The following is a 21,151-nucleotide window of genomic DNA, read 5'->3' on the forward strand; positions in this document are numbered from 1 at the left end:
CATGTAATTGAGCTTGTTATCCAGAAGGATGGCAAGCTCAATTTTTTTGAAGGTTTAATTGGGAATTTTAAAAAACAGGGGCGACTTATTCAATCCTCAAATGGAAATTCAATAATATATCCTAATTGAATATCGCATTCTTCAAGTAGAGGAATTGATAAGGTAATAATAGTTGAGATAACGAAGCAATTAATCAACATTTTTGATAATAGGTCTTTGTGCTTCGATTTAAAAATACTAACAATATATTGAATGAAAAAGAGGAAAATAAAACAATTTGTAAAGACATTCATGAAATACTGCAAGTCCATATTCTCCACCGCTTTCCTCGATTCTTAGAAACTTTAGTATACTGATTATTATACAAAATGGTATTCATAATTGTAATAGAATTATACATATTAATTTAAACAGAAAAGTCAAGAAAATATAGAAAAATAGTTACTTTTAACATAAGAAATTTTTTCAAAAAAGATAACATTGTTTGCCAATCTTGTTACAACTTATTTGAGTGTTGATTTCTTTCATAATTTTCAAGGTATAATATGAGCGGGGAAAGTTATAGTAGGGAAAAGGAGAGTATTACATATGCGAATGTTGTTTAAAACGTTTTTATTAGTCTCTGCTTTAGTAATTGGTTTAGTTGGTTGTGGGAAAGAAAATTCTAAAGCGAATACAAGGGAAATCATTATACCTAAAACTGAATTTTATCAATATCTATTTATTCAAAGCGTCGATGATAAAGGAATATCAACGAAGGAAACAAGTAAGCTAGTAGAAGATCCTGCAGTTGTTCAAGATTATATAAGAACTGTAAATAGATCAGTTGTGATGGTTCCTAAAACTGAAAAACAAGCTGAAGTTGTAAAACAGTTAGACAAACAAGGTAGCTACATAATAGCCCTTGGGGACACGAAAGAGATGAACAAACTGACCTATAAGATTTATATGTTAAAAGATGGAACAATTTTCTTCCAAGATACGATGAAAAAAGAAATGATGTATATGACGGTTAAAAAAGAGCCTGAGAAATTAGAAAAAGTGAAGAAAATATTAGATATTAATTTTTAATAAAAAGCGAAAGACTGCTCTAGAGCAATCTTTCGCTTTTACTTTTAATCTATTAAACTCCAAATTCTTTTTTTACCCAATTTTCAGCTTCAAGCCAACTTTTTATGCGAACAACACCATTTGGAATTGCTTCACGGTTATATGGTGCATCGAACAATAGAACAGGTATATCTAATTCTTCATGGATTCTAACGGCATTATCATGCTTATCTTCCATAAACAATTGAACGCCGTGTCTACGTCCAGCAATCACCTTATCTGTTGCTCCAACGATATCAATCGTATCATAAGGTAGGTGATTTGCTTTAAACCAATGGTCTGTCACTGCACGGGAGTTTTCTTCACGAGCTGTAATATAGTTTAAAGAAACATTTGGATACCAATTAGTTAAAATACGTTTTGCATTTAGTTGAATAGGGGGGTTTTTATACATATTTAGTTCTTCAGATTTAAACCATTTGAAGAAATCGGCTTTATCAACAGCCAACGCTTCAGTAAGGTCATAAGTTTTAACATCATCTAACGTGATATTAGTTTGATATGCTTCATTGATATAAGGTAATAGAAAATCTGGTGTTGTAACAGTACCGTCAATATCAATGCCAAAACTATATTTCTTTGTCAATATTATGTCCCCCTAGATGCTATTGTTTTGCGTTTGCGGCTTTTTCAGCTTCTTGCTTTTTGTAATATTCTTCAGCAAGAATATCGATTTCTTTTTTCAATTCTTCTACCATTGTTTCTTCTGGTACTTTTCGAACAGTTTTACCATGACGGAAAAGTAAACCTTCTCCGCGAGCACCAGCGATACCGATATCAGCTTCGCGTGCTTCACCTGGTCCGTTAACTGCGCAACCAAGAACAGATACTTTAATAGGTGCTTTAATAGTTTGTAAATATTCTTCTACTTCGTTAGCAATTGAGATTAAATCGATTTCAATACGACCACAAGTAGGGCATGAGATTAAAGTAGGCATGTTAGAAGCTAAACCGAATGATTTCAATAATTCTTTTGCTACTTTTACTTCTTCAACAGGGTCAGCACTTAAAGAAACACGTAATGTGTTACCAATGCCTTTAGATAAAATAGCACCAAGTCCAGCAGCAGATTTAATAGTACCAGAGAATAATGTACCTGATTCAGTAATTCCTAGGTGTAATGGATAATCAAATGCACGAGAAGCTTTTTCATAAGCTTCAATAGCAAGATTAATATCAGATGCTTTCATAGATACGATAATATCGTGGAAATCAAGATCTTCTAAAATTTTAATGTGGTGTAACGCACTTTCTACCATACCATCAGCAGTAGGATAACCGTATTTTTCTAAAATTTTACGTTCAAGTGAACCAGCATTAACACCAATACGGATTGGAACACCTTTCGCTTTTGCTGCATTAACAACAGCTTCAACTTTTTCTTTACGACCGATATTCCCTGGGTTGATACGGATTTTATCCACACCGGCTTCAATAGCTTTTAGAGCAAGTTTATAGTCAAAGTGAATATCCGCAACGAGTGGGATATGAATACGTTTTTTTATGTCAGCTAGCGCATTTGCAGCTCTTTCATCAGGACAAGCAACACGAACAATTTGGCATCCTGCTTCTTCTAAACGAAGAATTTCTGCTACTGTCGCTTCAACATCATGTGTTTTAGTTGTTGTCATACTTTGGATGATTACTTCATTGCTTCCGCCGATTGTTAAATCACCTACACGAACTTTACGTGTTTTCGAACGGTGCGTGATTTCATTCATGAATTACTCTCTCCTTCGTGGCTTATAAAAGCCTTCACTAATCACTATTTTAGCAGTGTTTCGAAGAAAATGACAAGAAAGAAACATTAACCGCTTAATTTGAACATGAATTAGCATTTTTTGCACGGAACGGTAAAATTACTTCCTCTCCAGGTTTAAAACTTTGCTTTAATAAATGGGGATTGAATTTGTATACCAGTTCAAGTCGATCAGCAAAAGTTAAATTTTCAGCTGGGTATAGGGAAAATAAAGATTCCCATGTATCACCAGGTGCAGTGGTTACGGTAATTGTTTGGGTTTTATCTGACTCCTCGCATTTTTGTTGAGGTGTATAAAAATCTGCTTTTGAAATGGTTCCTTCGATTAAATCTACTTTTATAAAATAAGCACAGACTATTATAATCAGTGCGGAAACTAGTACTCTCACAAAAAATCCCTCCCTTTTCCACTAATATATGAAAAAGAAAGAGATTCAGACCTATTTTTTCGGTTGATTTGGATATTTTGAACAAGCAATGATCAAGTAAATAGCTGTAATAGCAATGCTGAGGCTTGATACCAAGCGGTTATTGGATATGAAAAAAGCAGATAGTGAGGTGAAGATTGTTGATAATGTGACAGTAAATGCAGTAGTTCGCCAAATATGTCGGAATTCACCGCGCTTATGCTGAAATTTCAGTATCCCTAACCCGATAAAAGCATAAATACTAATTTGAACAAAAAGTGTAAAGGAATTGATCACGAATAATAATAAAAAGGCAAATGGATATATTAGCCATTTTATATCATTGATAAATTGCTTTAAACCGTTAATCTGGCTTGTTTCTAAACCAACGCCTGTTAGAAATTGAATAAAAGAAACAATTGTTACGAATAGTACGAGCAACAATACAAATTGTATGACCTTTCCTATAGGAAGCAGTCGATATGCAGCTAACTTTTTAGGATGAATGAGGCTGTCTTTGAATAACTGCCAATGTGTAATCTTCATATATATAACCTCCAACTAGTATATTAACATGGAAATTATCGTGATATGTATAGGCAAGATGTAAAAACAGTTAAATTCTTAATATAATTTTTAGTACATGTTCTTAAATAAGTTTTTTGGGATAAGGAACTTATTTTAAGTGTAATCCGTATATAATATCAAAAGTGTGGTTCCTTGTTGTTTGACAAATCTGTATTAAAAACAATATATATACTCTACTGACTTAATAGGAAGAAATAATACACTTAAGGGAGAGCGTTAATGGATATTCTTTCATGGATTTTAGTTATTACAAGTTTTATCATTGCGTTTGTTGGTTTAATATATCCGGTTATACCATCTGTTTTATTTATTTTTTTAGGCTTTATCATACATGGACTATTCCATGGCTTTAGTGAATTCCCTTGGTGGTTCTGGGTATGCGAAATTCTTTTTACTATATTGTTATTTGGTGCAGATACACTTGCAAATGCGTTTGGTGTAAAAAGGTTTGGGGGTTCAGAAGCAGGCATCTGGGGAAGTACAATTGGTTTATTAATAGGACCGTTTGTTATACCGTTTGCAGGTATTTTAATAGGACCTTTTATAGGAGCAGTAATCGCCGAATTACTTTTTTCAAAAAGTTCTCTTAAACTGTCGTTGAAGATAGGAGTCGGATCGCTTGTTGGTTTTTTGACATCCGTAGTAACGAAGGGAATTGTACAAATAGTGATGATTGTTTTGTTTTTGGTCGTTATGTAAATTCGCTCTAAAAACTGGCTTTGCGTAAAACATTCAATCTTTTTATGTAATAGGCTAGTTGTATAAAATTCATAGTAATTCAGTCTAAAGGATGAAATTGAAAAATATAGTTAATAATATTTGAACGCAAATATAAATTTTGATAACCTAATGGATGTAGTAAATAATTACTTAATTTCAAGGAGGAATTTTATTATGGCATTTGAATTACCAAACTTACCTTATGCTTTTGATGCATTAGAACCACATATCGACGCAAAAACAATGGAAATCCATCACGACAAACACCATGCTACATACGTAGCTGGCCTAAACGCTGCTCTAGAAGGAAAATCTGAATTTGAAGGTAAAACAGTTGAAGAAGTAATTGCTAACTTAGACGCTGTTCCTGAAGCAGTTCGTACAGCTGTACGTAATAACGGTGGCGGCCATGCTAACCACTCACTATTCTGGGAATCATTAGCTCCAAATGCAGGTGGCAAACCAACTGGTGAACTTGCAGCAGCAATCGATGCAAAATTCGGTAGCTTCGATGCTTTCAAAGAACAATTCGCAGCAGCTGCTAAAACTCGTTTTGGCTCAGGCTGGGCTTGGCTATCACTAGCTAACGGTGAATTAGAAATTTCATCTACTCCAAACCAAGACTCACCAATCATGGAAGGTAAAACTCCATTACTTGGTCTTGATGTTTGGGAACATGCTTACTACTTAAACTATCAAAACCGTCGTCCTGATTACATTTCAGCATTCTGGAATGTTGTAAACTGGGACAAAGTTGCAGAACGTTACGCTGCTGCAAAATAATCCATTATTCTTGGAACAAAGCACGTATCTTACACGTCAGTAAGATGCGTGCTTATTTTTATGGGCTCGTTTAAAATGGGCATATATTTCTGTATTTCGTTACTACTATTTACTGTTGATCATATTAAAAATTTACAATTACATAGGCAAGAAAAATATTAATTCCCCTATGTCTTTGAAAGGCATGCAATTATTCATTTTTTAGCGAAAATGTTTTATGTTTTTTCACAGAAAAATGATATACTACTAATTGTGAATTGAGTGGAAAGGGGGCTAAAAGCATGCGCAAAAAAAACAAAAATATAAACAAACGTGCATCCAATGTCAAAGCAAAACAGCGTGCAAATCTTTCTTTTCGAATGAACGTACTGTTCTTCTCGATTTTCTTATTATTTTCAGCCTTAATATTACGATTAGGATATATGCAAATTGTAAAAGGAAAAGATTATGTTAGAGAATTAGAACAAACGGAAGAAGTCACAGTAAACACTAGTGTTCCACGAGGTCGAATATATGATCGACAAGGTCGTGTATTAGTTGATAATAAACCTAAAAATGCAATTACCTATACAAAATTGCAATCTACGACAAGCGAAGAAATGTTAGCAACAGCTAAAAAGTTATCAAAACTTATTAAAATGGATACAAGTAAAATAGCGTTGCGAGATAAGCAAGATTATTGGATTACTCTTCATAAAGATGAAGCTTATGCAAAAGTTTCAAAAAAAGAGCAAAGCGCTATTAATAAAAACGATAAGTTATCTACTTCTGATAAACAATCTGAACTCGATAAATTAGTACGGGATCGTATTACAAAAGCAGAATTGAAAAGTTTAACGAAAGAAGACTTACAAGTTTTAGCTATTTATAGCAAAATGGTAGCAGGGTATAACTTATCACCTCAAATTATTAAAAGTGATAAAGTAACAGATAAGGAATTTGCTATCGTATCCGAACATTTAAACGAGTTACCAAATGTCAATACAACAACAGATTGGGCCCGACAAAAAAATTCAGATTTAAGTATTCTTGGCTCTACGACTACACCATCTGAAGGGATTCCAAAGGATAAGCTCGATTATTATTTGGCTCGTGGCTACTCACGAAATGACCGAGTTGGGAAAAGTTATATTGAAGCTCAATATGAAGAATTACTGCAAGGGCAAAAAGCAGTTGTCAAAAACGAAACTAACGGAAAAGGCCAAGTTGTCGAAACAAAAACAACATCTCCAGGTTCACCTGGGAAAGACCTTGTATTAACAATTGATAGTAATTTACAAAAGAAACTTGAAAAACTAGTTGAAGAGCAATTACTTACAGCAAAAGCAACTGGTGCTTCTAGTCTTTTAGATCGTGCCTTTCTTGTCATGATGAACCCAAATACTGGGGAAATATTATCAATGGTAGGCAAAAAAATAGATACAGATGAAACTGGTAAAACTGTCATAAACGATTATGCTATTGGTACTTTTACTTCAGCTTATGAAGTAGGGTCAGTAGTAAAACCAGCGACATTACTTACTGGTTATTCATTAAATGCCATTACACCAGGAGAAGTCTTAACCGATAAACCGATTAAAATTGCAGGAACAAAAGCAAAATCTTCTATCTTTAACCGTTCTGGTGCAATTCCTTTATCAGATTTACAAGCGCTTGAACGTTCTTCTAACTCATATATGTTCCAAGTTGCGATGAAGATTGCTGGAGCTAATTATGTGTATAACGGTGGTTTAAGAGTACAACCAAATGATTTTACAAAAATTCGTAATTCATATGCTCAATTTGGTTTAGGAGTGGATACAGGTATTGACTTACCTGGTGAATTTACAGGATTTAAAGGTGAAGAATCGATTTCAGGTAAATTACTCGATTTAGTAATTGGACAATATGATACATTTACACCACTACAATTGGCTCAATATGTATCGACAGTTGCAAATGGTGGGAAGAGAATCCAACCGCATTTAGCAAAAGAGGTACGTGAACCTTCAGTAGATGGGAAAAAACTAGGACCTATTGTTAAAGAATTTACACCAAACGTATTAAATACGATTAACAATCCTCAGTCTCAAATTGATCATGTGAAGCAAGGGATGCATTTAGTGTATTTTGGTAGCCAAGGTTCAGCAGCTTCATACTTTAGAGATGCAAAATTTGACGCAGCAGGTAAAACAGGTACAGCTGAAGTTGTATACTACGGACCTAAAAGGGCTGCATATGGCACTCAAACATTAACAATTACTCATATCGGATTTGCTCCATACAAAAATCCGGAAATCGCCTATGCTGTAGTTGTTCCATGGGTGACAACAAGCCAAAGTTATACAGCTATCAACAATATCATTGCACGTAAAGCTGTTGAAACGTATTTCTCTTTACAAAAGAAAGAAATGAATAATAAAGAAGAAACCGTAGGACAAAAAATAGAAAGAGCAAACAATAAAAATGCTAGTAATAATTCTGCACAGTAGAATGATACTTAGTAATATAAAAATACAGTGAATTCCATTTGAGGGAACTGAGAAACTTACCTTTTTTAGTTGTGTAAATGAAATTCAATACAATAAAGGCAAATTGTCGTCTTATTTGGACGGCAATTTGCCTTTTTCTCTCTCTTTTTTTCACTCAGAATTTTTAGTATTCGCTTAAGGTTGTGGGTCAATCACATTCTTCGAGGATAAAAGTAGACTCTACAAATTGATTAATTTTCCGAAGCATATTTCCCTTCGGCACCACAATATTGTGCTATGAATGGGTTTCTTGGTTTTAAATTTTTGGGAAAAGTATTTTAGAGAAGAGAAAAGAGTGGATTGGAGTGGAAGGCAGCGAGTCCTCGAAAATGTATTCACATTTTCTTCGTGCGGTGTAAATTCGAGGAAGCTAATTCAATGTCTAGCGGGAACAGCACGAGCTGAAGCACCCGGACTGAGCGTAGCGAGGGAGAAGGCTGAAGCCGTGCCCGCAGAAAGCGTAATCAGAACTAAAGTATATAAGTAAAAGATAAATCGATAGCTTTTTAAATTTATTTATATCAATTTACATCCCCTTTACAAAACCATAATAATCCCTAACATTCCATTTATATTCCCTCAACAAACTCCCTTTATAGTAAGTATTGTAATAAACAATACAAATTCCTTTGGGAGGCAAACACAGATGAAAAACTGGAAGTACTTAATGATGACATCAGTTATCGGATCTGCATTATTTTTAGGAGCATGTGGTAATAACGATGACTCAGCATCAAAAAGCAATAACGGTTCAACAGAACAAAAAGCAGATGCAAGTCAAAAATTAGAAGGTAAAATTTCAGGTGATGGTTCATCAACAGTAGCACCAATTATGGAAGCAATCGTAGAAGAATATGCAAACGAACAACCAAAAGTTCAAGTATCAGTAGGCGTATCTGGAACAGGTGGCGGTTTTGAAAAATTCATAAAAGGCGAAACTGATTTTTCAAATGCCTCTCGTGAAATTAAAGACGAAGAAGCTGCGAAATTAAAAGAAGCAGGTATTGATTATACAGAAATGAAAATTGCATTCGACGGAATTTCAATCGTTGTTAACAAAGATAATAACTGGGTAGAAGATTTAACTGTCGATCAATTAAAACAAATTTGGTTAGAAGATGGTAAAGATAAAAAATGGTCAGATATTAACCCTAAATGGCCAGATGAAAAAATCGTATTCTATTCTCCTGGTACAGATTCAGGTACTTATGACTATTTTGTAAATGATATTTTAGAAGAAAAACAACTAGTAAAATCAGTTACTCTTTCTGAGGATGATAATGTCCTAGTTAAAGGAGTAGAGTCAGATAAAAATGCTATTGGCTATTTTGGATATGCATACTACTTAGCAAACAAAGATAAGTTAAAAGTTGTTAAAATTGGTGGGGTTGAACCAACACATGACACAATCGAATCTGGAGAGTATACACCACTTTCTCGTTCACTATACGTATATGTGAAAAACAGTGCTATAAAAGACAACCCTGTTATGTATGATTTTATGAAATATACAATTGAAAATGCTGGAGAAATGGCTGAAGCAGTTGGTTACGTAAAAACTCCAGATGATATATATCAAAAAGACTTATCTGCATTAGAAGCGTTGAAATAATAAGAGTTAAAAGGGAGTGAGTAGCAAATAGCTACTCACATTCCATTTGAAGGGGGACTTCAATTGGTTAGCTTTAAGCAACAAGATTCGCAATCTGTTCAACAACTAATCGAACAAGCAAAAGGCAAAGGTTCAAAAAAGTTAATGGAAAAAATAATGCCGAAGATATTATTTTTGACGGCATTAGTATCCGTCTTAACGACAATTGGTATTGTATTTACACTGATTTTTGAAACTTTTGAGTTTTTTACAAGAGTGAATATTATAGATTACCTAATCGGTAGAGAATGGCTACCTTTTGCTGGAGATTCACCAGCATATGGGGTTTTGCCATTAATCGCTGGCACATTAAAAGTTACATTGATCGCAGCAGTTGTAGCGGTTCCACTTGGGATAGCGGCAGCAATTTATCTAAGTGAGTATGCAAGTGATAAAATACGCAGAACGATTAAGCCAATTTTAGAAGTTTTGGCTGGCGTTCCTACTATTGTATATGGATTCTTTGCATTGACGTTTGTTACACCAATTATTCAAACTGTTATTCCATCAGTGAAAATTTTTAATGCAATAAGTCCAGGAATCGTAATTGGAATCATGATATTACCAATGATTGCTTCATTATCAGAGGATGCTATGTCTTCCGTTCCAAACTCGATTCGTGAAGGTGCTTTGGCACTGGGCTCTACAAAATTAGAAGTAACATTAAAAGTTATTCTACCAGCGGCAATATCAGGGATTCTTTCTTCTATTGTACTTGCAGTTTCTAGAGCAATCGGTGAAACAATGATCGTTTCTCTAGCTGGTGGATCGACTCCAAAATTCGACATGAATATTACTGATTCTATTCAAACTATGACTGCATATATCGTTCAAGTATCAAGCGGTGATGCTGGTTATGGAACTACTATTTATTATTCAATCTATGCTGTTGGTTTTACTCTTTTTATCTTCACATTACTGATGAATTTATTAGCACACTTTATCTCAAAACGCTTTAAGGAGGAATACTGATGAATTATATCAATCAAAAAGAAGTCATCAAGAGAATGTCAGGGCGAATATTCCTCAATGGTCTTTTTAAAGTGATCTTTCTATTAGCGACATTGTTCGCTTTAGCAACGCTTGGAATTTTGATTTATCGGATGGTTACACAAGGTTCTGGATATTTAGATGCTGATTTCCTGGGAAATTTCTCATCTAGATTTGCCGAAAAAGCTGGGATTAAGGCAGCATTGATAGGGTCGATTTGGCTAATGGCAGTTGTTGCTCCAGTATCACTTTTACTTGGTATAGGTGCAGCTCTTTATCTTGAAGAATATGCTTCTAAAAACAAAATGACGGATTTTATACGTATGAATATCTCCAATTTAGCTGGAGTTCCTTCTATTGTATTTGGTTTACTTGGATTGACCATTTTTGTTCGAAGTTTAGCTTTAGGAAAAAGTGTATTAGCTGCTGGATTGACCATGAGTTTATTGATATTACCTGTCATAATTGTTTCTTCTCAAGAAGCAATTCGCGCTGTGCCGAATGAATTGCGTGAAGCATCATATGGTATGGGTGCAACTAAGTGGCAGACTATTTTAAAAGTTGTACTACCTTTTGCGATACCGGGTATTTTAACTGGCTGTATTCTAGCACTATCAAGGGCCGTTGGTGAAACAGCTCCTTTAGTTGTAATTGGTATTCCTGTCATCGTACATTTTTTGCCAGAAGGAATTTTAAGCCAATTCACTGCTTTACCAATGCAAATATTTGATTGGGCAAAACGTCCACAACCAGAATTTCAACATGTCGCAGCAGCAGGGATTCTTGTTTTACTGATATTCTTAATTGTTTTAAATTCAATTGCTATTTTCATCCGAAATAAGTTCCAAAAACGTTATTAAAATTGGAGGATATAAAATGTTAAAAATTCAAGTGAAAGATGCAGAGCAAAATTCAACTGATAATCTTAAGGTACTTCAAACAGATAAGAAAAAAACTGTTTATCAAACAAGAAACTTGAATCTTTGGTATGGTGAGCAACAAGCTTTAAAAGATATAAATCTTGATATTATAGAAAATGATGTAACGGCTATTATTGGACCTTCTGGTTGTGGAAAATCCACTTATATTAAAACGTTGAATCGAATGGTAGAACTTGTACCAATTGTTCGTACAACTGGTGAAATTATCTATCGCGAACGAAATATTTTAGATAAAAATTATCAAGTAGAAGAATTAAGAACGAAAGTAGGAATGGTATTCCAAAAGCCAAATCCATTTCCAAAATCTATTTATGATAATATTGCCTATGGTCCAAGAATTCATGGTATAAAAAACAAAAAGATTTTAGATGAAATCGTAGAAAATAGTTTACGTGGTGCGGCTATTTGGGATGATGTAAAAGATCGTTTACATCAAAATGCTTATGGGTTATCAGGAGGGCAACAACAACGTATTTGTATTGCTAGATGTTTGGCAATAGAACCAGATGTCATCTTAATGGATGAACCGACTTCAGCACTTGATCCTATATCAACATTAAAAGTAGAAGAACTTGTTCAAGAATTAAAACAAAATTATTCTATTATAATTGTGACACATAATATGCAACAAGCTGCACGTATTTCTGACAAAACAGCATTCTTCTTAAATGGTGAGGTAATTGAATTTGATGATACAAATAAATTATTCTCAACACCATCAGATCGACGTACAGAAGACTATATATCTGGAAGATTTGGCTAAGGAGGAAATAACATGACACCAAGGGAAAAATTCGATAGTGACTTAAAACGTGTTCAAAATCTACTTGTTGAATTGTGCGAACGTTCAATTCAGGCATTCGAGAAATCGCTGAATGTATTATTTTCAAAAAATATGGACGGTGCAATCGTTATTATTGAGCAAGACCGTTTCATCAATCGCTTAGAAGAACATCTTCATGATGAAATTATTCTTTTAATCACAAAACAGCAACCAGTAGCCACAGACTTACGAAGATTAGTTGCTCTCATCCGTGCTGCACAAGATATGGAAAGAATAGGTGACTATGCCGTAAGTATTGGAAAAGAAACAATTCGTATAGGTGAAAATCCCAAACCTTATCCAGAAGAGCAATTACGAGAAATGGGAAAATTGACTGTTAATATGTTAAAAGAAATGTTGGATGCTTTTGTAAAAGAAGATGTTGAAAAAGCAAAAGAAATCGCTTTACGAGATGATCAGATTGATCATTGTTATGGAGAAACAATGTCATCTATCGAAAAAATGATGACTAACGAATCCTCGAGTGGCCATGCAATTCAATTGGCGCTAATATGCAAATATATTGAAAGAGCTGCCGACCATGCCACAAATTTAGCTGAAGCTTTATTCTTTATAGTCCAAGGAAAAAGATTCGCTCTAAATTCATAAAAGGAGTTTTCCGTAAATAGTGGAAACTCTTTTTTATCATACATTTTAAATGTAATTCGTTAATTAATTAATTAATTTTAAGTTTTACATACAGTGTAGTGAAGTTTCAAAAATCACAAAAGATGTTTCAAACAGCAAATTTAGCTGATGAAACATCTTTTCTTATTTTGCGGATGTAATGATTTTGACTATGTCTTTATTAGACATATCAGATGATAATTGATAATCACCGATTTGAATATCTTTTGCTTTGTTCTTATTGATGATGTATCGTTCTAATTCACCATCATCCTTTATAATACCGCCATCTTTTAAAGCTTTTGTGACTTCGGTAGTCCCCATACCTTTTTTGATGACCAATTTATAAGTAGTGACTTTCTTTTTCTCTTTACTTGTCGAGGTGTTTTCTTTTTTTAAAGTTTGATAGTCTGTCTGAATCTTTGCAAGTTGTTCTTTTGCATCAGCAGCTTCTTCTTTTAAAGTATCGAGCTCTTCTTTTTTTATAACAACAGATCCTTTTGAAGCTTTTATAGAATTCTGAGTGTTTTCTTCAAAAAAGTGAGTTTGGATAGTCATTATACTTCCAGCAAGAAATAATCCAATGCCAAATGAGCGAATTGTGGATTTCATCATAAACGATTTCCCCCAGAAGCAATAATCGCTTGTACTTGTTCTGTTGATAGGGATGATCGTTTACTTATTTCTTCGGTGTTATAGCCTTGCTTATGTAAAGTGATAACTTGGCTAATTATAATTTGATGTATGCCCTTAATATTTGCCTTTGACGTTTGTTTAGGACTAACTTTTGTCTTTTTAACAAATGATTGAGGCTCAAATAGTAATTCCTCCTCAACGGCTTTTAAACGCCGTTTCAATTGATGGGTTTCTTGATAGAAGTTTAACGATAATTCTTCAACATCCTTCTCAAGTTGTTTAGATTGTTTCCCAACAAAAAAAGATGCGAAAATTATGAGCAATCCGACAATGATTAGTATGAGAGATAAGTCCATTCTGTTCACCTCATGTAGTTATTTAGTTGTGTATTCAGCCGAATATTAACGGGCAGTAGATTAGGAGGCAACTGCCCGTTAATACTGAATGTTGTAACTGATTCTCAGCGAAGGAAAACCTTAACTGAGTGAATTTTACTTTATTTTAACATAACAAAATCTAATTAGAAATGACAGTAGATTTTTTTGCGAATTATGATATAATGGTTTAGTCGTATAAATCATGCTCACTAAGACATTTTATTCTTTATATAGAGTGGGAGGGATAACAATGCGCGTTAATATTACATTAGCTTGCACTGAATGTGGCGAACGTAACTACATTTCAAAGAAAAACAAACGTAACAATCCAGAACGTCTAGAACTAAAAAAATATTGTTCTCGTGATAACAAAATGACACTTCACCGTGAAACAAAATAATGCTCATTGCCAAAACCTTTGTGGTTTTGGCTTTTTCCATTTTTAGAGAAGTTGGAGTGAAAAAATAATGCATAAAAAAGAACTTCGAAAAATAATTATGAGTGAATTAAAAAAAATTAATAAAGAAACATATAAAGAAAAATCTGAACTTATACATAAAATGTTACTTCAAGAATCAGCTGTGAAAAATGCAAATATTATCGGTATTACACTTTCTGCTTTTCCAGAAGTAGAGACCTGGGATTTAATTAAAGCCTTTTGGGCATTAGGGAAGAAAGTGGTCGTACCGAAATGTGAGCCAAAGTCTAGAAGAATGACATTTTATGAAATCACATCGTTTCAACAACTTGAAACTGTATACATGCAACTTTCAGAACCAATTCCACATTTAACAACTAAGATTCCAAAGGAAGAGATTGAATGTTTAATTGTTCCTGGTCTTGCTTTTGATAGACAAGGGTTTCGATTAGGTTTTGGCGGTGGGTATTACGATCGATTTTTGTCAGATTTTGATAAAACGACCATTTCTTTGGCTTTTCATATGCAGATAGTTGAAAAAATCCCTACAGATGATTATGATGTACCTATTGAAAAAATAATTACTGAAAAAGAAATTATAAATTGCAATTGATTTGAAAGGGGAGAGTTAACTCCTTGGAAACAGTATATGATGTAATGCAACTTTTAAAACGATTTGGTACTTTTGTTTACACAAAAAACAGAATCGGCGATTTACAGTTAATGGAGATGGATTTAGTCGAATTGTATAAGGGTGGACTTATCGAGGCACGTGAATTCCAATCAGCCCGTCATATCTTAAGAACAGAAATTGTAAAACTTGAAAAAGAAATAACATCAAAATAAAAATTCAATTATACAAAGGACCTATTGAAAAGAATTTTTAAAAATGGTTTAATCTTTTTTAAAATGATGAAACTTTCTGTTGGATGTATTCGTTATTATAATGATAAATGAATACGGTATTATGGAAATAATAATTATGTAACAAAAATGTTGCTTTATTGTTAGAAAAGGATTAAGATATATTTTGTTTCTTTCATAATGGAACTAATTTTGTAACGAACGAAAGAAAGTAGGAGGATGTTAGGAATGAAATTCAATAAGCTACCTAAACATTCAATATTGGTGATCGCTATTATCACCACTTGGATTAAGACATACATTACTTATCAATCTAGTTTTGATATGGAAATTGACAATTCAATGCAACAATTCATCTTATTGATTAACCCGCTTGCATTCTTGTTATTTATATATGGGATTTCTTTATTCTTTAAAACTGCAAAAAGAAGAAATCGATATTTAATAACAACAAGTGTTATCTTATCAATACTTGTATACGGAAATGTTGTTTTTTATAGATTCTTTAATGACTTTATAACACTACCTGTATTATTCCAAACAAGTAACTTTGGAGATTTAGGAAACTCAGCTACATCATCTATTAACTGGTACGATGTTTTCTATTTCACTGATGTTGTATTATTAATACTAGCTGTTAAATTCTTACCTAAAGCTAAAGAAGCTACAATTACTAAACCAAATTTACGCCGCACTTACTTTGTGCTAACTTTTGCTATATTATTCTTGAATTTGGGTTTAGCTGAAACACAAAGACCACAATTATTAACTCGTAGTTTTGACCGTGAATTATTAGTTAAAAATATTGGTACGTATAACTATCATTTATATGATATTTTCATTCAATCAAAATTCCACGCTCAACGTGCTATGGCAGATGGTAGTGAGCTAACAGATGTAACGAACTATGTGAAATCAAACCAAGGTGAAAATAATAAGAAAACTTTTGGTGTTGCTAAAAAACGCAACGTAATTATTATTTCACTTGAATCAACTCAAAACTTTGTTATAAACAATAAAGTGAATGGTCAAGAAATAACACCATTCCTTAACAAGCTAACAAAAGATAAGGATACTTTTTATTTTGATAACTTCTACCATCAAACTGGATTAGGTAAAACTTCTGATGCAGAATTTATCGTAGAAAACTCATTATATGGTACAGGACGAGGATCCGTATTCTTTACAAACAGTGGTAATACTTTTAACTCAATGGCAGAAAGATTTAACGAAAATGGCTATTTCACTTCTGTACTACATGCAAATAATAAGAGTTTCTGGAACCGTGACATGGTGTACCAAGCATTCAATATCAAAAAGTTCTATGATGTAGAATCTTATCATGTAACTGATGAAAACTCTGCAAACTGGGGATTAAAAGATATTCCTTATATGGACCAATCTGTAGAGATTATGAAATCAATGCCACAACCATTCTATACACGCATGATTACATTATCTAATCATTTCCCATTCACTTCAGATGAGGAAGATCAATTGATTAAACCTTACACTTCTGATGATAATACTGTAAATCGTTACTTCCAAACTGTACGGTATACAGATGAAGCGATAAAAGAATTATTTAAAGACTTAAAAGCATCTGGTTTATATGATAACTCAATCATTGTTATGTATGGTGACCATTACGGTATTTCAGAAAACCATAACAAAGCTATGGCACAATATTTAGGTAAAGATGCAATTACACCATTCGATACTGCACAACTTCAAAGAGTACCATTCTTTATCCATATACCAAACTCAGGTATAGGTAAACAAATGCATGAAGTTGCAGGACAAATGGACATTAGACCAACAGTATTACACTTACTAGGTATTGATACTAAAAATGATTTACAAATGGGAACTGACTTATTCTCAAAAGACCATAAAGACTTCGTAGCATTCCGTGACGGTCGTATTGTAACAGATAAATTAGTTTATGCTGGTGAAGTATGTTACGATAAAGCTACAGAACAAAAGACCGATTCATCTAAATGTTCACCATATATTGAGCAAGCAAACAAAAAACTAGATTACTCTGATAAGATTATCAATGGAGATTTGCTTCGTTTCTACGACAACAAAACGGGTGAAGCAAAAAAATAAAATAAGATTTTAAGTTATTCATTACCGCATGGCTATTACTGGCTATGCGGTTTTTTTACATTTATGTTAGTAAAAAGTAAATTTCATAAATTTAAATTCTCTAGATAAAAAATTATTAATATAATACTAGAATTTTTATCATTTAATCGTATAATGAAATAGTCAGAAAGGATGTGAAAAACGTGTTAAAGATGATTTATCTATTAGTGACTGCAGTTCTCTTTCTTGGTGCCTGTCAACAACAGTCGATTTCAAAAGAAAATAAAACAACAACTGAGAACAATAAAATTCATACCGTAAAATCAATCTCGAATATCGTCCCATATCAAATAAAGGCAGAACAATTACATACAGTTGTTGGATTTTTATCTGAGGTTGACTTATTAATCATTGAGCAACATCAAAATAGGGAGCAATTGGTTCGATATAATTTAGAAACAGGGAAAAAGAAAATTCTTTATACTTCGGACGATGCAATTATTCAAGTTTTAATTCATCCTAGTATGAAAGAGATTCTGGTGCAAACAGCGAATAACTCAGAAAGTGCGAACGTTACGATAATTACTGTTGCAGGTAAAATTCTACATAATTTTAACGTCAAATCACAAGAAATCTCTCTAGTTTGGAATCCTAATAACACAAATTTAGTAGGATTATCAGCTTTTAATAATGATTTTTCGTATAATAGTTACATATATGATGGAAGCAAAAACAAACTAGTTGAATTCCAATCTGACAATCCATTTTGGACTTGGTACTCTGATAATATATTATGGGTAAACAAAATGGGGAATAATCCACTTAACGGTGGTACTTTAACAACCATCAATTGGAGAAATGGAAAAGTAACGTCCGAATCTAAACAAAAGATAGTTTATGTAAGTTGTTTTAAACAGTCTTCTCTGATTGTTACAATGGATTTTACTAAAGAAGAATTTCGTTATGTATTAGAAAAAGGTAATAAAAAGCAAGAGTGGACATCACCAGCTGTTACGGATTATGCTCAATGGTTTGTACCGGAAGTACAATGGCTGGATGATCAATCACTGATGGTATTATTGCCTATGGAAAATGGGAAAATAGATGAGGGTGAGCATCCTTTTAAACTTGTACATGTTTCTTTAAATGGTGTTCATACCATTGGACAATCACCAAATTATGAGCAAATTATATGTTCAGCTAAAGGAACATTTTGCCTTTCTGGAAATAATTATGAAACTGCAATTTCTATCAAGCCTTATGAAAAGAAAAAATGGTTAGTAGTAAAAGATTAAATTTAGCTAAATCATCTGAATAGTAAAGAACTGATCAAATAAAAAAGGATGCCCCGAAATGGAGCACCCTCTTTTATACCAAATTTTAGTGAAGGCTTGGTGGGAAACCTTGATGTAGGATAGTCATAACTACGAACCATCCAAACACTGCGAACGCTGCAAAGTTAAAGATTACACCAAGAATAGCTTTTTCTTTAAGAGCTTGCACTGTTCCTACTAGACCTAGAATTGCAACTAGGCCGAAAATAACCATTAATAAGTTCAATATAGACACTCCTTTCGACATCAGAAAATGAATGTCGTAAAACAATATTCCTTCTCTATTGTAAAGCTATTTGTTTTGTTTGTCGAGAACTTAATGTGACGGTTATTTGAACGTAATATAAAATAGTTGCTTTTTCGTTAAATACAGAAACTTACAACTTTAGCATGTGTATAGTAGCTTCTTAAAAAGCAAATTTTATGATAGCCTTCGCCTTGAGAATTGTTTTAAGAATTCTGTATAATGAGATTGAGGTGAAGAAATGTTAAATATTCGTACATATCCTTTAGGACCTATTCAAGCCAATTGTTATATTATTAGTAATTCTCATAAAGAATGTCTTGTGATTGATCCAGGGGGAGAAGGAGAGAAGCTAGTAAAACAATTGAGAAATCTCCATTTAAATCCAGTTGCTATTTTATTGACGCATGCGCATTTTGACCATATTGGCGGTGTAGATATAGTAAGAGATGCTCTTAAAGTACCAGTATTTTTGCATAAAAAGGAATCTGATTGGCTTCAGGATCCAATGCAAAATGGTTCTGGTCGATACAGGGAAATACCTGATATTTTAATATCTCCAGCAGATCATTTAATTGAAAATGAACAAACACTAGAAATCAGCCATTTTAAATTCAAAATATTGCATACACCTGGTCATTCACCTGGTAGTGTAAGTTATGTATTTTTGGATGAAGGGTTTGCAATCGTTGGAGATACATTATTTGAAGGAAGTATTGGTCGTACGGACTTAGTTGGTGGAAATAGTAAGCAACTGCTTTCATCTATTCATAATAAGTTATTAACATTAGATGAAGAAACAATTATATATCCAGGCCATGGAGGTCCCACAAGAATTGATATTGAAATGGAACAAAATCCATTTTTAAACGGCTTTTAAGCAAGCCATCAAGGTTTTAGTATTGCTGCTAGTTTAATGCTTAGACATTAAAAAAAGAGGCTCAAATGGGCCTCTTAAATTCGAAGATATTATCTTCATCTAGGGGATGTTTTCTCTCCATATATTAATGGGAGGGATAAAGTTAAGCTACGTTTATATAATAAAATATCTTTTCCAATATGTCAATAGTGTAAAACTAAATAAAAAAAGACAGTCAAATGACTGTCTCTTTTTGCAATTAATGTTCTAAACCTGGTACGTGAATGAATGTAGCGTAGTATGTGAATCCAGCAAAGAATACTGTTAAGTAAGCACCGAAAATATACATATACATACGTTCTGTAAGGTTTAAGAAGCCTAATAGAAGGAAAAATCCTGTGTTAGCTACGAATAATAGCGAAACCTCTTTCATACCACCTAAATAAAACATAACTGCGAAAATACCTGTCCAGAAGCCAAGCACCTTATACATATTATCCATGTACGGTTCCCTCCTTTTCGACGACACAATAATCTCTTAACCATTATAAATGATTTTATTGACACATGTAAACTGCAAGTTGCTAAGAGTTTGTGACAATACAGTGTAAAAAATTCACAAATCCTAAGAATTTAAATATTATATTATATATTTACGTGATAAGTACAGTAATCACAACTATTAGTCATGCTTTCAATTTTTACAAAATCTTTTACATCGAATAATGTATCGAATTGACCTTTAAGATAAGATTCATGTAAATTACATACAATGTTAGAATGTTTACCTATTTCATCATGGTAAGGACAATTATAAACTGCAAATGACATTGTTTTTCCTTCAGGTCCCTCGTTAATTGATGGGACATATCCGATAAGGGATGCTGCTTCTGTTATTAAGTCCATTTTTTCATCAATCGATAATTGAGAGCGATCTTTGCCATGACTTAAGATAAGTTGTTCCATATCTTTTAGACCGTGGTTATAACTGATTTTTTGTCCAATGCGATCTGCTTCAGGACCAATTTCTTCAATAACTTCGAGTGTCCATTGAAGTAATTCTTCATAATTTCTTTTAGGAAATGATAAGGTTACGCCATTTTCATTTGCTTTATATCTTCTTCCTGGTCGGCCACCTTTTCCGGTTTTTTCATATTCTGCACTAACGACTTCGATTTCTGTAAGCTTTGATAAATGTAATCTAGCTACGTTAGGATGAATATTGAATTTTTCAGCAATATCTTGAACGGAAAATGATTTTTTTTCTTGCAACATAAATTGGTATATGGAAAATCTAGTTTCATCAGATAAAGTACTTGTAACTTTAAGTTGATTAAACATATCAACTCACCTCCTATTTCATTACTTACTATTATATAGCAATATACCAATTGTGAAAGTAGAAAAAAACTATTCTTC

The 21,151-nt window shown here is 33.2% G+C and carries 24 protein-coding genes; 15 read left to right on the top strand and 9 right to left on the bottom strand.

Features of this window, described 5'->3' with window-relative positions:
- Positions 1–588 precede the first annotated feature (588 nt).
- On the top strand, positions 589–1,071 hold the full coding sequence (locus Q0977_RS10150) for a hypothetical protein (RefSeq protein ID WP_119417055.1): 483 nt from the start codon (positions 589–591) through the stop codon (positions 1,069–1,071).
- Between the two features lie 52 nt (positions 1,072–1,123).
- Here Q0977_RS10150 and Q0977_RS10155 read toward each other — a convergent pair whose 3' ends face one another.
- The 4 genes from Q0977_RS10155 to Q0977_RS10170 all read right to left on the bottom strand — a co-directional run bounded on the left by Q0977_RS10155 (position 1,124) and on the right by Q0977_RS10170 (position 3,822).
- Complete coding sequence (locus tag Q0977_RS10155) at positions 1,124–1,696, bottom strand: hypothetical protein (RefSeq protein ID WP_124218019.1); 573 nt, start codon at positions 1,694–1,696, stop codon at positions 1,124–1,126.
- A gap of 19 nt (positions 1,697–1,715) precedes the next feature.
- Positions 1,716–2,831 (bottom strand): flavodoxin-dependent (E)-4-hydroxy-3-methylbut-2-enyl-diphosphate synthase, encoded by a 1,116-nt coding sequence (gene ispG, locus Q0977_RS10160; protein ID WP_119417053.1) that lies wholly within the window; start codon positions 2,829–2,831, stop codon positions 1,716–1,718.
- Positions 2,832–2,925: 94 nt separating this feature from the next.
- Positions 2,926–3,258, bottom strand: coding sequence for a hypothetical protein (locus Q0977_RS10165; protein WP_299513350.1), 333 nt, complete (start codon positions 3,256–3,258; stop codon positions 2,926–2,928).
- Positions 3,259–3,309: 51 nt separating this feature from the next.
- Positions 3,310–3,822 carry a DUF1189 family protein gene (locus Q0977_RS10170; RefSeq protein WP_233548149.1) on the bottom strand — a complete coding sequence of 171 codons (513 nt, stop codon included), beginning with the start codon at positions 3,820–3,822 and terminating at the stop codon, positions 3,310–3,312.
- A 261-nt stretch (positions 3,823–4,083) separates the two neighbouring features.
- Here Q0977_RS10170 and Q0977_RS10175 point away from each other — a divergent pair, with 261 nt between their 5' ends.
- The 8 genes from Q0977_RS10175 (at position 4,084) to phoU (ending at position 12,891) form a co-directional block, all read left to right on the top strand.
- Positions 4,084–4,563, top strand: coding sequence for a DUF456 domain-containing protein (locus Q0977_RS10175; protein WP_119417306.1), 480 nt, complete (start codon positions 4,084–4,086; stop codon positions 4,561–4,563).
- 195 nt (positions 4,564–4,758) lie between these two features.
- The gene (locus Q0977_RS10180) at positions 4,759–5,367 is read left to right on the top strand and encodes a superoxide dismutase (RefSeq protein WP_119417299.1); all 609 of its coding nucleotides are present in this window, start codon (positions 4,759–4,761) and stop codon (positions 5,365–5,367) included.
- Between the two features lie 281 nt (positions 5,368–5,648).
- Entirely contained in the window at positions 5,649–7,838 is a 2,190-nt protein-coding gene (locus Q0977_RS10185; protein WP_119417300.1) for a penicillin-binding protein 2, read from the top strand.
- Between the two features lie 685 nt (positions 7,839–8,523).
- The gene (locus tag Q0977_RS10190; RefSeq protein ID WP_119417302.1) at positions 8,524–9,489 is read left to right on the top strand and encodes a PstS family phosphate ABC transporter substrate-binding protein; all 966 of its coding nucleotides are present in this window, start codon (positions 8,524–8,526) and stop codon (positions 9,487–9,489) included.
- A gap of 63 nt (positions 9,490–9,552) precedes the next feature.
- Entirely contained in the window at positions 9,553–10,500 is a 948-nt protein-coding gene (gene pstC, locus Q0977_RS10195) for a phosphate ABC transporter permease subunit PstC (protein WP_233548163.1), read from the top strand.
- Complete coding sequence (gene pstA / locus Q0977_RS10200) at positions 10,500–11,378, top strand: phosphate ABC transporter permease PstA (protein WP_124218279.1); 879 nt, start codon at positions 10,500–10,502, stop codon at positions 11,376–11,378. The genes pstC and pstA overlap by 1 nt, the downstream gene beginning before the upstream one ends.
- A gap of 16 nt (positions 11,379–11,394) precedes the next feature.
- Complete coding sequence (gene pstB / locus Q0977_RS10205; RefSeq protein WP_119417304.1) at positions 11,395–12,222, top strand: phosphate ABC transporter ATP-binding protein PstB; 828 nt, start codon at positions 11,395–11,397, stop codon at positions 12,220–12,222.
- 12 nt (positions 12,223–12,234) lie between these two features.
- Complete coding sequence (phoU, locus tag Q0977_RS10210; protein ID WP_119417305.1) at positions 12,235–12,891, top strand: phosphate signaling complex protein PhoU; 657 nt, start codon at positions 12,235–12,237, stop codon at positions 12,889–12,891.
- Positions 12,892–13,053: 162 nt separating this feature from the next.
- Here phoU and Q0977_RS10215 read toward each other — a convergent pair whose 3' ends face one another.
- Both Q0977_RS10215 and Q0977_RS10220 read right to left on the bottom strand, forming a co-directional pair.
- Positions 13,054–13,524: an endolytic transglycosylase MltG gene (locus Q0977_RS10215; RefSeq protein ID WP_124218280.1), complete on the bottom strand. Its 471-nt coding sequence runs from the start codon at positions 13,522–13,524 to the stop codon at positions 13,054–13,056.
- Complete coding sequence (locus Q0977_RS10220) at positions 13,521–13,901, bottom strand: hypothetical protein (RefSeq protein WP_119417357.1); 381 nt, start codon at positions 13,899–13,901, stop codon at positions 13,521–13,523. Before Q0977_RS10220 ends, Q0977_RS10215 begins: the two co-directional genes overlap by 4 nt.
- Positions 13,902–14,172: 271 nt before the next feature.
- Here Q0977_RS10220 and rpmG point away from each other — a divergent pair, with 271 nt between their 5' ends.
- The 5 genes from rpmG to Q0977_RS10245 all read left to right on the top strand — a co-directional run bounded on the left by rpmG (position 14,173) and on the right by Q0977_RS10245 (position 18,590).
- The gene (gene rpmG, locus Q0977_RS10225; RefSeq protein WP_010287907.1) at positions 14,173–14,322 is read left to right on the top strand and encodes a 50S ribosomal protein L33; all 150 of its coding nucleotides are present in this window, start codon (positions 14,173–14,175) and stop codon (positions 14,320–14,322) included.
- A gap of 67 nt (positions 14,323–14,389) precedes the next feature.
- Complete coding sequence (locus tag Q0977_RS10230) at positions 14,390–14,953, top strand: 5-formyltetrahydrofolate cyclo-ligase (protein ID WP_124218281.1); 564 nt, start codon at positions 14,390–14,392, stop codon at positions 14,951–14,953.
- Between the two features lie 23 nt (positions 14,954–14,976).
- Positions 14,977–15,186 carry a YqgQ family protein gene (locus tag Q0977_RS10235; protein WP_299513385.1) on the top strand — a complete coding sequence of 70 codons (210 nt, stop codon included), beginning with the start codon at positions 14,977–14,979 and terminating at the stop codon, positions 15,184–15,186.
- Between the two features lie 246 nt (positions 15,187–15,432).
- Positions 15,433–17,316 (top strand): LTA synthase family protein, encoded by a 1,884-nt coding sequence (locus tag Q0977_RS10240; RefSeq protein WP_299513388.1) that lies wholly within the window; start codon positions 15,433–15,435, stop codon positions 17,314–17,316.
- A 191-nt stretch (positions 17,317–17,507) separates the two neighbouring features.
- Positions 17,508–18,590 carry a hypothetical protein gene (locus Q0977_RS10245; protein ID WP_367269469.1) on the top strand — a complete coding sequence of 361 codons (1,083 nt, stop codon included), beginning with the start codon at positions 17,508–17,510 and terminating at the stop codon, positions 18,588–18,590.
- Between the two features lie 85 nt (positions 18,591–18,675).
- On the opposite strand, the gene Q0977_RS10250 is transcribed toward Q0977_RS10245, so the two are convergent.
- Complete coding sequence (locus Q0977_RS10250; RefSeq protein WP_119417352.1) at positions 18,676–18,855, bottom strand: DUF2759 domain-containing protein; 180 nt, start codon at positions 18,853–18,855, stop codon at positions 18,676–18,678.
- A gap of 259 nt (positions 18,856–19,114) precedes the next feature.
- Between Q0977_RS10250 and Q0977_RS10255 the strand changes: the two genes are divergently transcribed.
- The gene (locus Q0977_RS10255) at positions 19,115–19,753 is read left to right on the top strand and encodes an MBL fold metallo-hydrolase (RefSeq protein WP_299513394.1); all 639 of its coding nucleotides are present in this window, start codon (positions 19,115–19,117) and stop codon (positions 19,751–19,753) included.
- 238 nt (positions 19,754–19,991) lie between these two features.
- Here the strand turns inward: Q0977_RS10255 and Q0977_RS10260 are convergent, their stop codons facing one another.
- Together Q0977_RS10260 and Q0977_RS10265 are read right to left on the bottom strand one after the other, a co-directional pair.
- The gene (locus tag Q0977_RS10260; protein WP_119416339.1) at positions 19,992–20,234 is read right to left on the bottom strand and encodes a DUF2626 family protein; all 243 of its coding nucleotides are present in this window, start codon (positions 20,232–20,234) and stop codon (positions 19,992–19,994) included.
- Positions 20,235–20,377: 143 nt separating this feature from the next.
- Complete coding sequence (locus Q0977_RS10265) at positions 20,378–21,073, bottom strand: metalloregulator ArsR/SmtB family transcription factor (protein WP_119416338.1); 696 nt, start codon at positions 21,071–21,073, stop codon at positions 20,378–20,380.
- Between the last annotated feature and the right edge of the window lie 78 nt (positions 21,074–21,151).

Origin of the sequence: uncultured Rummeliibacillus sp., assembly GCF_934216135.1 — a bacterium.
Lineage (GTDB): Bacteria > Bacillota > Bacilli > Bacillales_A > Planococcaceae > Rummeliibacillus.

Excerpts from the sequence above, each read along its gene's own strand:
- Q0977_RS10150 (WP_119417055.1), top strand. The coding sequence starts at position 589 with ATGCGAATGTTGTTTAAAACGTTTTTATTAGTCTCTGCTTTAGTAATT.
- ispG (WP_119417053.1), bottom strand. The coding sequence starts at position 2,831 with ATGAATGAAATCACGCACCGTTCGAAAACACGTAAAGTTCGTGTAGGT.
- Q0977_RS10170 (WP_233548149.1), bottom strand. The coding sequence starts at position 3,822 with ATGAAGATTACACATTGGCAGTTATTCAAAGACAGCCTCATTCATCCT.
- Q0977_RS10175 (WP_119417306.1), top strand. The coding sequence starts at position 4,084 with ATGGATATTCTTTCATGGATTTTAGTTATTACAAGTTTTATCATTGCG.
- Q0977_RS10180 (WP_119417299.1), top strand. The coding sequence starts at position 4,759 with ATGGCATTTGAATTACCAAACTTACCTTATGCTTTTGATGCATTAGAA.
- Q0977_RS10185 (WP_119417300.1), top strand. The coding sequence starts at position 5,649 with ATGCGCAAAAAAAACAAAAATATAAACAAACGTGCATCCAATGTCAAA.
- Q0977_RS10190 (WP_119417302.1), top strand. The coding sequence starts at position 8,524 with ATGAAAAACTGGAAGTACTTAATGATGACATCAGTTATCGGATCTGCA.
- pstA (WP_124218279.1), top strand. The coding sequence starts at position 10,500 with ATGAATTATATCAATCAAAAAGAAGTCATCAAGAGAATGTCAGGGCGA.
- pstB (WP_119417304.1), top strand. The coding sequence starts at position 11,395 with ATGTTAAAAATTCAAGTGAAAGATGCAGAGCAAAATTCAACTGATAAT.
- phoU (WP_119417305.1), top strand. The coding sequence starts at position 12,235 with ATGACACCAAGGGAAAAATTCGATAGTGACTTAAAACGTGTTCAAAAT.
- Q0977_RS10215 (WP_124218280.1), bottom strand. The coding sequence starts at position 13,524 with ATGATGAAATCCACAATTCGCTCATTTGGCATTGGATTATTTCTTGCT.
- Q0977_RS10220 (WP_119417357.1), bottom strand. The coding sequence starts at position 13,901 with ATGGACTTATCTCTCATACTAATCATTGTCGGATTGCTCATAATTTTC.
- rpmG (WP_010287907.1), top strand. The coding sequence starts at position 14,173 with ATGCGCGTTAATATTACATTAGCTTGCACTGAATGTGGCGAACGTAAC.
- Q0977_RS10230 (WP_124218281.1), top strand. The coding sequence starts at position 14,390 with ATGCATAAAAAAGAACTTCGAAAAATAATTATGAGTGAATTAAAAAAA.
- Q0977_RS10240 (WP_299513388.1), top strand. The coding sequence starts at position 15,433 with ATGAAATTCAATAAGCTACCTAAACATTCAATATTGGTGATCGCTATT.
- Q0977_RS10245 (WP_367269469.1), top strand. The coding sequence starts at position 17,508 with ATGATTTATCTATTAGTGACTGCAGTTCTCTTTCTTGGTGCCTGTCAA.
- Q0977_RS10255 (WP_299513394.1), top strand. The coding sequence starts at position 19,115 with ATGTTAAATATTCGTACATATCCTTTAGGACCTATTCAAGCCAATTGT.
- Q0977_RS10260 (WP_119416339.1), bottom strand. The coding sequence starts at position 20,234 with ATGGATAATATGTATAAGGTGCTTGGCTTCTGGACAGGTATTTTCGCA.
- Q0977_RS10265 (WP_119416338.1), bottom strand. The coding sequence starts at position 21,073 with ATGTTTAATCAACTTAAAGTTACAAGTACTTTATCTGATGAAACTAGA.